At 63.6% G+C, this 12,124-nt stretch carries 12 protein-coding genes; 7 read left to right on the forward strand and 5 right to left on the reverse strand.

Annotated features, from left to right (window positions below; genetic code table 11):
- Window position 1: 1 nt before the first annotated feature.
- Together FB481_RS11065 and FB481_RS11070 are read right to left on the reverse strand one after the other, a co-directional pair.
- Window positions 2-262 carry a DUF2892 domain-containing protein gene (locus tag FB481_RS11065; protein ID WP_147176371.1) on the reverse strand — a complete coding sequence of 87 codons (261 nt, stop codon included), beginning with the start codon at window positions 260-262 and terminating at the stop codon, window positions 2-4.
- A gap of 11 nt (window positions 263-273) precedes the next feature.
- Window positions 274-651, reverse strand: a complete 378-nt coding sequence (locus tag FB481_RS11070; protein ID WP_147176372.1) for a termination factor Rho — start codon at window positions 649-651, stop codon at window positions 274-276.
- A 204-nt stretch (window positions 652-855) separates the two neighbouring features.
- Between FB481_RS11070 and FB481_RS11075 the strand changes: the two genes are divergently transcribed.
- The 3 genes from FB481_RS11075 (at window position 856) to katE (ending at window position 6,119) form a co-directional block, all read left to right on the forward strand.
- On the forward strand, window positions 856-1,254 hold the full coding sequence (locus tag FB481_RS11075) for a DUF2513 domain-containing protein (protein ID WP_178109867.1): 399 nt from the start codon (window positions 856-858) through the stop codon (window positions 1,252-1,254).
- 18 nt (window positions 1,255-1,272) lie between these two features.
- Window positions 1,273-3,729, forward strand: a complete 2,457-nt coding sequence (locus FB481_RS11080; RefSeq protein WP_147176374.1) for a glycogen/starch/alpha-glucan phosphorylase — start codon at window positions 1,273-1,275, stop codon at window positions 3,727-3,729.
- A 251-nt stretch (window positions 3,730-3,980) separates the two neighbouring features.
- Window positions 3,981-6,119, forward strand: a complete 2,139-nt coding sequence (gene katE, locus FB481_RS11085; protein ID WP_147176375.1) for a catalase HPII — start codon at window positions 3,981-3,983, stop codon at window positions 6,117-6,119.
- Between the two features lie 200 nt (window positions 6,120-6,319).
- Here katE and FB481_RS11090 read toward each other — a convergent pair whose 3' ends face one another.
- Genes FB481_RS11090 through FB481_RS11100 form a run of 3 tightly spaced genes read right to left on the reverse strand, consistent with a single transcriptional unit; the run spans window position 6,320 to window position 7,370 of the window.
- Window positions 6,320-6,568 (reverse strand): hypothetical protein, encoded by a 249-nt coding sequence (locus FB481_RS11090; RefSeq protein WP_147176376.1) that lies wholly within the window; start codon window positions 6,566-6,568, stop codon window positions 6,320-6,322.
- Window positions 6,565-7,143, reverse strand: coding sequence for an NAD(P)H-binding protein (locus tag FB481_RS11095; RefSeq protein WP_093501625.1), 579 nt, complete (start codon window positions 7,141-7,143; stop codon window positions 6,565-6,567). Before FB481_RS11095 ends, FB481_RS11090 begins: the two co-directional genes overlap by 4 nt.
- Before the next feature lie 8 nt (window positions 7,144-7,151).
- A complete protein-coding gene (locus FB481_RS11100) occupies window positions 7,152-7,370 on the reverse strand; it encodes a hypothetical protein (RefSeq protein ID WP_093501623.1) in 219 nt (72 codons plus the stop codon).
- 211 nt (window positions 7,371-7,581) lie between these two features.
- Between FB481_RS11100 and FB481_RS11105 the strand changes: the two genes are divergently transcribed.
- From FB481_RS11105 to ligD, 4 genes are all read left to right on the forward strand, one after another.
- Window positions 7,582-8,073, forward strand: a complete 492-nt coding sequence (locus FB481_RS11105) for an MgtC/SapB family protein (protein WP_147176377.1) — start codon at window positions 7,582-7,584, stop codon at window positions 8,071-8,073.
- A 61-nt stretch (window positions 8,074-8,134) separates the two neighbouring features.
- Window positions 8,135-8,377, forward strand: a complete 243-nt coding sequence (locus FB481_RS11110; protein WP_013791909.1) for a hypothetical protein — start codon at window positions 8,135-8,137, stop codon at window positions 8,375-8,377.
- A 119-nt stretch (window positions 8,378-8,496) separates the two neighbouring features.
- Window positions 8,497-9,321, forward strand: coding sequence for a Ku protein (locus tag FB481_RS11115; RefSeq protein WP_147176378.1), 825 nt, complete (start codon window positions 8,497-8,499; stop codon window positions 9,319-9,321).
- An 11-nt stretch (window positions 9,322-9,332) separates the two neighbouring features.
- Window positions 9,333-11,891 carry a DNA ligase D gene (gene ligD, locus FB481_RS11120; protein WP_147176379.1) on the forward strand — a complete coding sequence of 853 codons (2,559 nt, stop codon included), beginning with the start codon at window positions 9,333-9,335 and terminating at the stop codon, window positions 11,889-11,891.
- The last annotated feature ends 233 nt before the right edge of the window (window positions 11,892-12,124 follow it).

The raw sequence follows: 12,124 nt of genomic DNA on the forward strand, positions 1-12,124 counted from the left end.
ATTACTGTTCCAACAGGCGCTGCGGCGGCGGCAGGCGTTTCAGCGTTGCGGCCTTGCCACGCGCCGCCATACGCCGTTTGGCCGGGCAGATGCCGGTCACTCCGCGAAAGATGCCCAGCGCGCCAGCCGCGATGTCGGTCAGCCCGAACAGGCCGCCGATGGCAAGCCCCTTGCGAATCAACAGTGCGCCGCCGGCGATGGAGATCACCCGTTCCATGGGCGCCAGGTTGGTCGCGCTGCGTTTGTTGTCATGTGCAGGCATGGGGGCTCCTATCAAAAGGCTTTCTTCAGGGCGCTGAGCAGTTCGGCTTTGCGCATGGTCGAGCGACCGCTGATCTGTCGGGCGCGGGCCAGATGCAGCAGTTCCTGCTTGTTCTGTTCGTCCAGGGGGCGGTTGGGATGCACCTCGCCGCGTCGGCTAGCGGCTGCTTGACGGGCGGAATCCTGGCGGGCGCTGGCCTTCTTCCCTGCGCTGGTCTGGCGCCCCGAGCCGCCTGCGCGCTCGCCGCCGCCGGACTGCTTGTTGACGGTCGCCCAGGCCCGGGCGCGGGCTTCATCTTCGGGAATGCCGCGCTCCTCGTAACTGGATTCGATGGCCGCTGCCTTGCGCTTCTGGGCCTCGGTGTACTTGTCTTTGCTTCCACGTGGCATCTCGGTCTCCTCCAAAGCGGGGTCATACCTGTGTGGCAGGCCGGCATAGCGTCGGGTTCAGGGCGCTGGATGAGTGGTCGTCGGCATTTGGGCAGAGCAATGGAACTCTCCTCTGGGTACCGGACTCATTGCTAAGTGCTTTTGGGCCGGGTGCGCTCTGGCATGCGCCCGCCAGCCGCTGAACCTTATTTGAGGAGATCCTTGATGAAACGTGATTGGGAACTGATCCGTGAACTGCTGCTGCAGATCGAAGCACTGGAAACCGGACACCACTTTTACCCGCAGCAGGTCGGCGAGCACACTGCCGAATCGGTCAGCTACCATATTCATCTGATCTGCCAGGCCAACCTGATCGAGTGCTCCCAGCACCATCCGTGGAACGGCGCGCCGGTCTCCATCGCCAACGGCCTGACCCTGACCGGCCATGATCTGCTCGACGGCATCCGCGAAGATTCGCTCTGGGAAGCCAAGAAGGCCTTTCTGCAGGCCCGCGCCGGCGGCATCACCTATGAAGGTCTGAAGAACGCGCCGACCGCCGACTCCATGTTGTTCGCCGCCAGCCGCGGCGCCGAAGAGGGTCATAACGGCCACGTCTACAACTGATTCAGGGAGCGAACCCGCATGGCCGAGGAAACAGTGAAAGCAACAGACACCGTCGATACTTTCAAACAACTGATCCTGGCCAAGCTCAGGTATTCGGTGGGCAAGGATCCAGGTAACGCCTTCGCCCACGACTGGTTCGAAGCGGTCGCCCTGGCCGCTCGCGACCATCTGATCGACCACTGGGAAGATGCTTCCCTGCAGGTCGATCGTCAGGAGCAGAAGCGCGTCTACTACCTCTCGCTGGAGTTCCTGATCGGTCGCCTGCTGGTCGACAACCTCAGCAACCTCGGCCTGCTGGATACCGCCCGCGAAGCGCTGGCGCAGCTGGACGTGGACTTCGAGCAGATTCGCAATCTGGAGCCCGATGCTGCCCTCGGCAACGGTGGTCTGGGCCGCCTGGCCGCCTGCTTCATGGAAAGCATGGCGACCCTGAATATCGCCGCCCACGGTTATGGCATTCGCTATGAGCACGGCCTGTTCCGGCAGGTGGTGGTCGACGGCTGGCAGCAGGAGCACACCGAAACCTGGCTCGATTTCGGCAACCCCTGGGAGTTCGAGCGCCCGGAAGTCAGCTACAGCGTCGGCTTTGGCGGCAGCGTGGTGAACCTGGCCGACTCCGGCGATATCTCGCGCCACGAGTGGCATCCCAACGAGCAGGTGCGCGCCATTGCCTACGACACCCCGGTGGTCGGCTGGCGCCATTCCAGCGTCAACACCCTGCGCCTGTGGCGGGCCCGTGCCGAGGAAGATCTGCAGCTGGAGCGCTTCAACGCCGGCGATCACTTCGGCGCGGTGGCCGACGTGGTCAAGGCCGAGAGTATCTCCCGCGTGCTCTATCCGGCCGACAGCACCGAAGCCGGCCAGGAGTTGCGCCTGCGCCAGGAGTTCTTCTTCGTGTCCGCCTCGCTGCAGGACCTGATCGCCCGGCACCTGGAGCTGAACCTCGACATTCATTCGCTGCCCGACCGCGTCGCCATCCAGCTCAACGATACTCACCCGGCCATCGCCGTGGCCGAGCTGATGCGCCTGCTGGTCGACGTGTACCGCCTGGAGTGGTTCGAGGCCTGGAAGCTGACTACCGCGACCCTGTCTTATACCAACCACACCCTGCTGCCCGAGGCGCTGGAGTCCTGGCCGGTATCGCTGATGGAGCGCCTGCTGCCGCGGCACATGCAGATCATCTACCTGATCAATGCGTACCACATCGATTCGCTGCGCGCGAAGGACATCCACGATTTCGACCTGCTGCGCTCCATCTCGCTGATCGACGAGGATCATGGCCGCCGCGTGCGCATGGGCAACCTGGCATTCCTGGGTTCGCATAGCATCAACGGCGTGTCGGCGCTGCACACCAACCTGATGCGCAAGAGCGTGTTCAGCGACTTCCATCGTCTGTACCCGGAGCGCATCAACAACAAGACCAACGGCGTGACCTTCCGCCGCTGGTTGTTCCAGGCCAACCCGCAGCTGACCGAGCTGCTGGTCGGCGCGCTGGGCGAGGGCGTGCTCGACACGCCGGAAACCACCTTGCGTTCGCTCGAACCGTTCGCCGCCAAATCGTCGTTCCGCAAGCAGTTCGCCGCCCAGCGCCAGCACGCCAAGAAGGCCCTGGCGGAACTGGTGCGCGAACGCATGGGCATCAGCCTGGACACCCAGGCGATCTTCGACGTGCAGGTCAAGCGTATCCACGAATACAAGCGCCAACTGCTCAACCTGCTGCACACCGTGGCGCTGTACCAGGCGATGCGCAACGACCCGGCCACCGACTGGGCACCGCGGGTCAAGATCTTCGCCGGCAAGGCCGCGGCCAGCTATCACCAGGCCAAGCTGATCATCAAGCTGGCCAACGACATCAGCCGCACCGTCAACGCCGACCCGACCCTGCGCGGGCTGCTCAAGGTGGTGTTCATCCCCAACTACAACGTCAGCCTGGCCGAGGTGATCATCCCGGCAGCGGATCTCTCCGAGCAGATTTCCACGGCCGGCCTGGAGGCGTCGGGTACCAGCAACATGAAGTTCGCCCTCAACGGCGCGCTGACCATCGGCACCCTGGATGGCGCCAACGTGGAGATGTCCGAGCAGATCGGCCGTGAGAACATGTTCATCTTCGGCATGACCGCCCAGCAGGTCGCGGCCCGTTCGCGGCGTGACCTGAACATGAGCGCTGAGGTGGCGGCTTCCGAGCGGCTGGCGGGGGCCTTGGAGGCGATCCGCTCCGGGGTGTTCTCGCCGGACGATCCGGGCCGCTACACCGGGCTGATCGACGGTCTGCTGGCCCATGACCGTTTTCTGGTCTGCGCCGACTTCCAGGCCTACTGGGAAGCGCAGCGCAAGGTCGACATCCTCTGGCGCACGCCGGATCGCTGGTGGCAGGCGGCGGTGCTCAACACCGCGCGCACCGGCTGGTTCTCCTCGGATCGCACTATTCGCGAGTACGCCAAGGAAATCTGGAACGTGTCCGGCATCGACAACTGATCGCTGCGCAACAATGAGAAGCCCGGCATGCCTCGCACATGCCGGGCTTTTTCATGCTCAGGCCAGGCGTTGGTGCCGTCCGTCCTGTTGCAGGGCATCGCCTCGCTAAATAACTCGAACGTCCCTACTCACATGGCCTCACATTCCTGAGGCGTCCATACGTCCATAACGCGCCTGCCTGAGCGCGGAGGACGCTGTTGCCCCCGATCGATCGATCCGGCGGGCGATACCCATGTGAGGAGAGATGACTGATGGAATCCAAAGACAAGGGCCGTACCAGCGAGTTGGCGGGAACCGATACCGTCGATCGCGGCAACAGCAACAAGAAGATCGAGCAACTCGAACGTTTCCGTGAAGACGCCACCGGCCAGGCCCTGACCAACGACCACGGCACGCGCATCGCCGACAACCAGAACAGCCTGCGCGCTGGCGAGCGCGGTCCGTCGCTGCTCGAAGACGTGTTTCTGCGCGAGAAGCTCACCCACTTCGACCACGAGCGTATTCCCGAGCGCGTGGTGCATGCCCGCGGCGCAGCGGCCCACGGTTACTTCCAAGTCTACGAAGACCTGAGCGAGCTGACCAAGGCGGACTTTCTTACCGACCCGAGCAAGAAGACCCCGGTGTTCGTGCGCTTCTCCACCGTGCAGGGGCCGCGCGGCTCGGCCGATACCGTGCGCGACGTGCGCGGTTTCGCCACCAAGTTCTATACCGACGAAGGCAACTTCGACCTGATCGGCAATAACATGCCGGTGTTCTTCATCCAGGACGCCATCAAGTTTCCCGACTTCGTGCATGCGGTGAAGCCCGAGCCCCATAACGAGATCCCCACCGGCGCATCCGCCCACGACACCTTCTGGGACTTCGTGTCGCTGACCCCTGAGTCGGCCCACATGGTGCTCTGGACCATGTCCGACCGCGCCATTCCGGTGGGCTTTCGCGGCATGCAGGGCTTTGGCGTGCACACCTATCGACTGGTCAACGCCGAAGGCCGCGCGCATTTCGTGAAATTCCACTGGCGCCCGGTGGCCGGCGTGTTCTCCCTGGTCTGGGACGAGGCGCAGAAGCTCGCCGGCAAGGATCCGGATTTCCATCGTCGTACCCTGTGGGACGACATCGAAAACGGCGACCCGCTGGAGTGGGAACTGGGCCTGCAGGTGATTCCCGAGGAGGACGAGCACAAGTTCGACTTCGACCTGCTCGATGCCACCAAGCTGGTGCCCGAAGAGCAGGTGCCGGTGCGCGTGGTCGGCAAAATGGTGCTGAACCGCAACCCGGACAACTTCTTTGCAGAGACCGAGCAGGTGGCTTTTCAGATGGCCAACATCGTGCCCGGTATCGACTTCACCAACGACCCGCTGCTGCAGGGCCGGCTGTTCTCCTACACCGACACCCAGCTGCTGCGCCTGGGTGGCCCCAACTTCAACGAGATTCCGATCAACCGTCCGGTCTGCCCGTTCCACAACAACAACCGCGACTCCTTCCACCGCCAGACCATCAACAAGGGCCGCGCTTCCTACGAGCCGAATTCCATCGATGGCGGCTGGCCGAAGGAAACTCCCGAAGCCCCGAAGGGCGGCGGCTACGTCAGCTATCCCGAGGAAGTGTCCGGGCCGAAGATCCGCAAGCGCGCCGAGTCGTTCGGCGACCACTTCTCCCAGGCGCGGCTGTTCTTCAACAGCATGAGCGACGCCGAAAAAGCGCACATCGTCGCGGCTTACAGCTTCGAACTCGGCAAGGTCGAGCGCCTGTACATCCGTGAGCGCCAGGTGCACGAGATTCTCGCCAACATCGACCTGGATCTGGCCAAGCAGGTAGCAGCCAACGTCGGTGTCGACGCGCCGAGCGGGCCGACCGTGCAAGTGCCGGAAATCTCCCTCAAGGCGTCGCCGGCCCTCAGCCAGATGAACCTGCTGCCGGGCAACATCAAGTCGCGCAAGGTGGCGATCCTGATCGGCGACGGCGTCAAGCAGGCCGATATTGATGCCCTTACCGCCGAACTGGACAAGGAGGGCGCGCAGTTCAAGCTGCTGGCGCCGAGCGCCGCGCCGGTGAAGAGCGATGCCGGCAAGCAGCTGGTGCCCAACGACTCCATGCAGGGCCTGCCTTCGGTGGCCTTCGATGCGGTATGGGTGCCGGGCGGCGCGAGCTTCGCCAAGGCCCTGGAGGGCGATGGCGTGGCGCTGCATTACCTGCTCGAAGCCTACAAGCACCTCAAGGCCATCGGCCTGTGCGGCGAATCGGCGGACCTGCTCAAGCTGCTGAGACTCAAGGAAGACGAAGGGCTGCTCACCGGGAAGGCGGGCAGCGGGTTGGTTGAGCCATTCACCGCGGCCATCGCCAAGCACCGCGTGTGGGCCCGCGAGCCGCTGACCAAGGCGATTCCAGCCTGATGTGAAAAGCCCCTGCGCCTTATGGTGCAGGGGCTCTCTGCTGATTGGAGCACTGCTGATTATTTGTGGGAGCGGGCCATGCCCGCGATTTTTGGCGCGCATGGACTACGCACCCCTATGCGCGCTCACCGTGGATCGGTAGCGGCCACTCCTGTCTTATAGCTGCCTCTTTAACGTTGCCTAAAAATCGTCAACTGATTCTAGCTCATCAGCACATGGGCATGCTGCTGACAGGTACGCTGGGCCCGGGCGCGCAATTTCGCGCGACGCGGTGCATGCTGGCGACGCCATACCGGATCGCTGGGTGAGGCGGGCAGGGGCGGGAATTCTTCGGCCAACTGGGCTTCAAGCTGGTAACGGTTGAGCAGGCGCAACATGCCCCACAACATGGCCGCCGATACCAGTAACCAACCGGAAATCATCAACAGAATATAGCTTTCAGGACTCATGGGGCCTCCTCGGCCTGCGGGCGAGAGTCGACGTGCAAACGCTGTTTGACGCTCGTCCCCTGCAGGCATTGGTCTATCACGCTGCAGGCGTATTGTTGCAGCGTCATGAATGCATTTGGCTCTTTAACGGGGGCATCGACGAGCGTCCACGCCAGTGGCGATTTATGCAGGCTGTGTTGCAGGTGTTCGAGTTTCTCGGTCGGTAGCCCGTCATCGCGATCCAGCCAACCGTGCTCACCGATCAGCATCAGGCGTTCGACCCGCGCCGTCGGCAGCCCTTCGAGCAAGGCGATGATGGCGTCGTAGGTGCGTTCGAACCCCCCGATATGCAGCGAACGGCTGTTCAGCACCATGATCACCGCATCCGTGCCGGCCACGCTTCGCGCCACGCTGTCAGCGTCGAACGGCGTGCCGCTTTTGGCCGCCAGACCTGGGCGTGCAGCGATATCGGTCGGGTCATCGACGATCACCACGACCTGCAGACCGCGCTCCAGCGCGACGTCCTGCAACGCGTCGTTGACGCGATCCGGTGCGCCGTAGAGGGCGATTTTCTCGATGGGGCCAAGGTTGCTCATGATCGTGCTCAAGTCTGTCGCTGCTGGCCGGGTTCCTGGTCGGCCGCATCACCCATCGGCTTCACTTCGATATCGGTGATCTCGCTGGGCAGCTCGCTGCTGTGCAGCGATTCGATGTGGTAACGGGCCTGTTCGGGCGTTAGCACCGAGGCTGCAGCCTGCACTTCCGTGGATTTCTTCTGCTTGCCAAGCCGGTAGCTGACGAGAAAGTAGTGATTTCTGGACATCCGAACCTCCTTTCGTCGTGCGCCTCGGACGCGAGGCGGCGTGCTCGCCTGTCAGGACAATAGAGAAGCCAGCGTTGCATGGCGTTCAGGTTTTTCGCCCAGCGGTAAGCTGGCAAAAAAGGCAAACCTCTGGTCGAGGCACGGGTCGATTGCACAGGCGCGGGCGAGCGCAGCGCTGGACTTCCTGAGCGAGCAGGCTGGAGCAACAGACTTGAGTTTCTGGGACGCGGTACTGGCCACGCTGGCCAGCGAATTTTCCGATCTGAGTACCCCCGAGCAGTTCACCCAGGTCACCCTGCGGCTGCTGCTGGCGGCGCTGCTAGGCGGCTTGCTGGGCTTCGAGCGAGAAACCAGCGGCAAGGCGGCCGGCGTGCGCACCCATATGCTGGTGGCCATCGGCTCGGCGATGTTCGTGCTGGTGCCGGCGCAGATGGGCGCCGAGCACGATGCCATGAGTCGGGTCATCCAGGGCCTGGTCGCCGGTATCGGCTTCCTGTGCGCCGGCACCATCATCAAGGGCGACTCGATGACCGAGGTGAAGGGCCTCACCACCGCCGCCGGCATCTGGCTGACCGCGGCCATCGGCATCACCATCGGCATGGGGCGCGAGGCCACGGCGGTGCTGGCCACGCTGATGGCTCTGTTCATCTTCAACACCGTGCCGCACCTGATCGCCTGGCTGGAGAAGCGCGCGCGTAGATGACGGGAACGTCTGCGAGCTGGCAGCGCTCTTATGGAGTACCTCGTGAAGATGGGAGCTGGGTATGTTCCGTAATTTCAAGGGATGCATTGCCTGGACGGACGCCATGAAGGACGGCCAACACTACGTTGGCCTGATCGAGTACCAACCCAAATGCGCCGGCGCTGCCGTGCAGTTGCTCTGGGTGCCAGCACTGGGCTCGGTGTGCGAGAGCGAGGCGGAAACCGCCGCCGACAACATGCTGCGCCAGATCCGCGACATCACCATCGACGGCGACGTGATCTACCGCGACGGCGTCGCGCTATAGCCCCATTCCCTCCCGGCGCGAGCCCGCGCCGTTGCCGCCGGGCCCTCCGGCGGATCACTGAAACTTTTGTTTTTACCGGCCAGTCACCCGTAAAGGCCAACATTACGGGAGATCGCCACATGGCGCGTGCAATCTGGAAAGGGGCGATCAGTTTCGGGCTGGTTCACATTCCCGTGTCGCTGGTTTCGGCCACCGAATCCAAGGGCATCGACTTCGACTGGCTGGATGCGCGCAGCATGGAGCCGGTTGGCTACAAGCGGGTCAACAAGGCCACCGGCAAGGAAGTCGACAAGGAGCACATCGCCAAGGGCGTGCAGGTGGAAAAGGGCCGCTACGTGATCATCAGCGAAGACGAGATTCGCGCTGCTCACCCCGAGTCCACCCAGACCATCGACATCTTCGGTTTTCTCGATGCCGAGAACATTCCCCTGCAGAACATCGAGCGCCCCTATTACCTGGCGCCGGACAAGCGCGGCGAAAAGGTCTATGCGCTGCTGCAGCAGACCCTCAAGAGCTCCAGCAAGGTGGCGCTCGCCAACGTGGTACTGCACGTCAAGCAGCACCTGGCGGCGGTGATGGTCGACGGCGATGCGCTGCTGCTGGTAATGCTGCGCTGGCCCGATGAAGTGCGTGGCCTGGATACCCTGGAGCTGAGTGCGGCGGTGACCGGCGCCAAGCTCAGCAAGGGCGAGCGCGATATGGCCAAGCGCCTGGTGCGTGACATGAGCGTCGAGTGGTCGCCCGATGAGTATCAGGACACCTTCCGCGACAAGATCATGAAACTGGTCGAGAAGAAGGCCAAAGCCGGCAAGATCGAAGACGTGGAAAGTGGTGAGCGCAAGCCGCCGAGCAAGAGCGCCGACGTCATCGACCTTACCGATCTGCTCAAGCGCAGCCTCGAGGGCAATTCCAGCAAACCGGCGCGCAAACGCTCGGCCAAGTGAGGTAAGCGGCCATGGCCAAGGCAACCAGTGCATACAACCGCAAGCGCAATTTCGACTCCACCAGCGAGCCCCGCGAACCTGCGCGGCGCAGCCGGGCCAAGGCGGGTGCATTGACGTTCGTGGTGCAGAAGCACGATGCCCGAAACCTGCACTACGACTTTCGCCTGGAGCTGGAAGGCACCCTGAAAAGCTGGGCCGTGCCCAAGGGGCCGAGCCTGGACCCTAAGCAGAAGCGCCTGGCTGTGCATGTCGAGGATCATCCGCTGGCTTACGCCAGCTTCGAGGGCAGCATTGCCGAGGGCAACTATGGCGCAGGCGATGTGATCGTCTGGGATCAGGGTATCTGGCAGCCCGAGGGCGATCCCGTCGCGGCGTATGAGGCCGGCAAGCTCAAGTTCACCCTGATCGGCGAGAAGCTCAGTGGTGCCTGGACCCTGGTGCGCACCCGCCTGAAAGGCAGCGGCGACAAGCAGCAGTGGCTGTTGATCAAGGAGCAGGATGACGTGGCCCGGCCCGCCGACGAGTACGACATCGTCAGCGAGCTGCCGGCCAGCGTGATCAGCGGCGAGCTGGTGGGTGGCATGGAAAAGCCCGCCGCCAACCAGGCGCGCGAGAGCCAATCGCGCAGCAAGGCACCGGCCAAGGCGAGCCGCAAGAAAGCCGCCAAGATTGCCATGCCGGATAGCCTGTCGCCCGAGCTGGCCACCCTGGTTGAGTCGCCGCCGGCCGGCGACTGGCTCTACGAGATCAAGTACGACGGTTACCGGATTATGGCCCGCGTCAAAGGCGGCGAAGTGACGCTGTTCAGCCGCAACGGCCACGACTGGACGGCGCGCATGGCGCCCCAGGCCAAGGCGCTGGAGAAACTGAGGCTTGGCGACAGCTGGCTGGACGGCGAGGCGGTGGTGCTCGACAAACAGGGCATGCCGGATTTCCAGGCCCTGCAGAACGCCTTCGATGACGCGCGCAGCGGCGACATCCTGTATTTCCTGTTCGACGCGCCCTGGCTCGATGGCGTCGACCAGCGCGAATTGCCGGTCGAGCAACGCCGCGAAGCGTTGCAGCAGAAGCTGCCTAAACGCAAAGGCCCGCTGCGCTTCTCCGAGGCCTTCGAGGTCGATCATCAGAGCGTGCTGGGTAGCGCCTGTGCCCTGGGTCTGGAAGGGGTGATCGGCAAGCGTGCCGGCAGCCCCTATCGATCCTCGCGCAGCGCCGACTGGATCAAGCTCAAGTGCCGGCAGCGCCAGGAGTTCGTGGTGGTCGGTTTCACCAAGCCCCAGGGCAGCCGCTCGGGTTTCGGTGCGCTGCTGCTGGCGGTCAACGAGGCGAAGGGCCTGCGCTACGCTGGGCGGGTCGGCACCGGCTTCAACGAGGCGCTGCTCGCCAATCTGCACAAACGCATGAAAGCGCTGGCGCGGGATGACTCGCCGCTGCACAAGCAGCCAGGCGCGGCCCAGCGCCGTGGCGTGCAGTGGATCGAGCCGCAACTGGTGGTCGAGGTGGCCTTCGCCGGCTGGACCGGCGAGGGCCTGGTGCGCCAGGGCGCCTTCGTCGGCGAGCGCAGCGACAAGCCGGTCGAGCAGATCGTCGAGGAACAGCCGGCGTCAGCCAAGGTCGTGGAAGAGGGCGCGTCAGGAAACGAAGAGCCCGGCAAGGTTTCGCCGCGCAAGGGGCGTGAGCAGATCGGCGAGGTGTCGGTCAGTCATCCAGAGCGTGTCATCGACGAGCAGAGCGGCACCAGCAAGGCGCAGCTCGCACGCTTCTACGCCGAGATTGCCGACTGGCTGCTGCCCGATTTACGCAACCGGCCGGTCTCGCTGTTACGCGCGCCGGGCGGCGTCGGCGGCGAGCAGTTCTTCCAGAAGCATGCCGAGCGCTTGGCGATTCCCAATATCCGTCATCTGGATGCCGACCTCGACCCCGGTCACGACCGGCTGATGGCCATCGACAGCGTACCGGCCCTGGTCGGCGCCGTGCAGATGGGCACCATCGAATTGCATACCTGGAATGCTGCCTACGCCAGCATCGAGCGGCCGGACCGGCTGATCCTCGACCTCGACCCGGACCCGGCGCTGCCCTGGCGCACCGTGCTGGAGGCCACGCGCCTGAGCCTCTCGGTGCTCGACGAACTGGGTCTGGAAACCTTCGTGAAAACCAGCGGCGGTGCTGGCATGCATCTCGTGGTGCCGTTGGCCCGGCATGTCGACTGGGACACGCTGAAGGCCTTCGGCAAGGCGATTTCGCAGTTCATGGCCAGCGAGTTGCCGGATCGCTTCAGCGCTCGTATGGGCCCCAAGAATCGCGTCGGCAAGGTTTACCTGGATTATCTGCGCAACGGCCGCGGCGCCAGCACCGTGGCTGCCTATTCGGTGCGCGCGCGGCCCGGCCTGCCGGTATCGGTGCCGATCAGCCGCGAAGAACTGGGGCAGTTGCGCGACTCGAAACAGTGGCATATCGGCAACCTGCAACAGCGGTTGGCCAAGCTCGATGAGGATCCTTGGACCGGTTATGCCACTCGCCAACGCATCACCAAGGCCATGTGGAGGAAGCTCGGTGCCGAGGCGCCCTGAGATCCTTTTTACGATCTTGGGGCTCGACTTCAGCGCTTTGATTGCAAAGTGGTGGATTGACCCATCGCGATCTTGTAGGAGCGGCTTTAGCCGCGAGTTTTTTATAAAGGCAAATAAAGAGCTCGAGGCTAAAGCCTCTCCCACGAGTGAACGACCGCTTCTGCTTTTTAGAACCTTATTCAATGCCGCCTTAACGGTCGTGTGCAGGTTCTGAGATACAGCTGCCTCGCCTC

This window comes from Pseudomonas sp. AG1028 (assembly GCF_007993955.1).
In the GTDB taxonomy this organism is placed as follows: domain Bacteria; phylum Pseudomonadota; class Gammaproteobacteria; order Pseudomonadales; family Pseudomonadaceae; genus Aquipseudomonas; species Aquipseudomonas straminea.

Excerpts from the sequence above, each read along its gene's own strand:
- FB481_RS11090 (WP_147176376.1), bottom strand. The coding sequence starts at position 6,568 with ATGAGTCCTGAAAGCTATATTCTGTTGATGATTTCCGGTTGGTTACTG.
- FB481_RS11070 (WP_147176372.1), bottom strand. The coding sequence starts at position 651 with ATGCCACGTGGAAGCAAAGACAAGTACACCGAGGCCCAGAAGCGCAAG.
- ligD (WP_147176379.1), top strand. The coding sequence starts at position 9,333 with ATGGCCAAGGCAACCAGTGCATACAACCGCAAGCGCAATTTCGACTCC.
- katE (WP_147176375.1), top strand. The coding sequence starts at position 3,981 with ATGGAATCCAAAGACAAGGGCCGTACCAGCGAGTTGGCGGGAACCGAT.
- FB481_RS11115 (WP_147176378.1), top strand. The coding sequence starts at position 8,497 with ATGGCGCGTGCAATCTGGAAAGGGGCGATCAGTTTCGGGCTGGTTCAC.
- FB481_RS11075 (WP_178109867.1), top strand. The coding sequence starts at position 856 with ATGAAACGTGATTGGGAACTGATCCGTGAACTGCTGCTGCAGATCGAA.
- FB481_RS11095 (WP_093501625.1), bottom strand. The coding sequence starts at position 7,143 with ATGAGCAACCTTGGCCCCATCGAGAAAATCGCCCTCTACGGCGCACCG.
- FB481_RS11100 (WP_093501623.1), bottom strand. The coding sequence starts at position 7,370 with ATGTCCAGAAATCACTACTTTCTCGTCAGCTACCGGCTTGGCAAGCAG.
- FB481_RS11080 (WP_147176374.1), top strand. The coding sequence starts at position 1,273 with ATGGCCGAGGAAACAGTGAAAGCAACAGACACCGTCGATACTTTCAAA.
- FB481_RS11110 (WP_013791909.1), top strand. The coding sequence starts at position 8,135 with ATGTTCCGTAATTTCAAGGGATGCATTGCCTGGACGGACGCCATGAAG.
- FB481_RS11065 (WP_147176371.1), bottom strand. The coding sequence starts at position 262 with ATGCCTGCACATGACAACAAACGCAGCGCGACCAACCTGGCGCCCATG.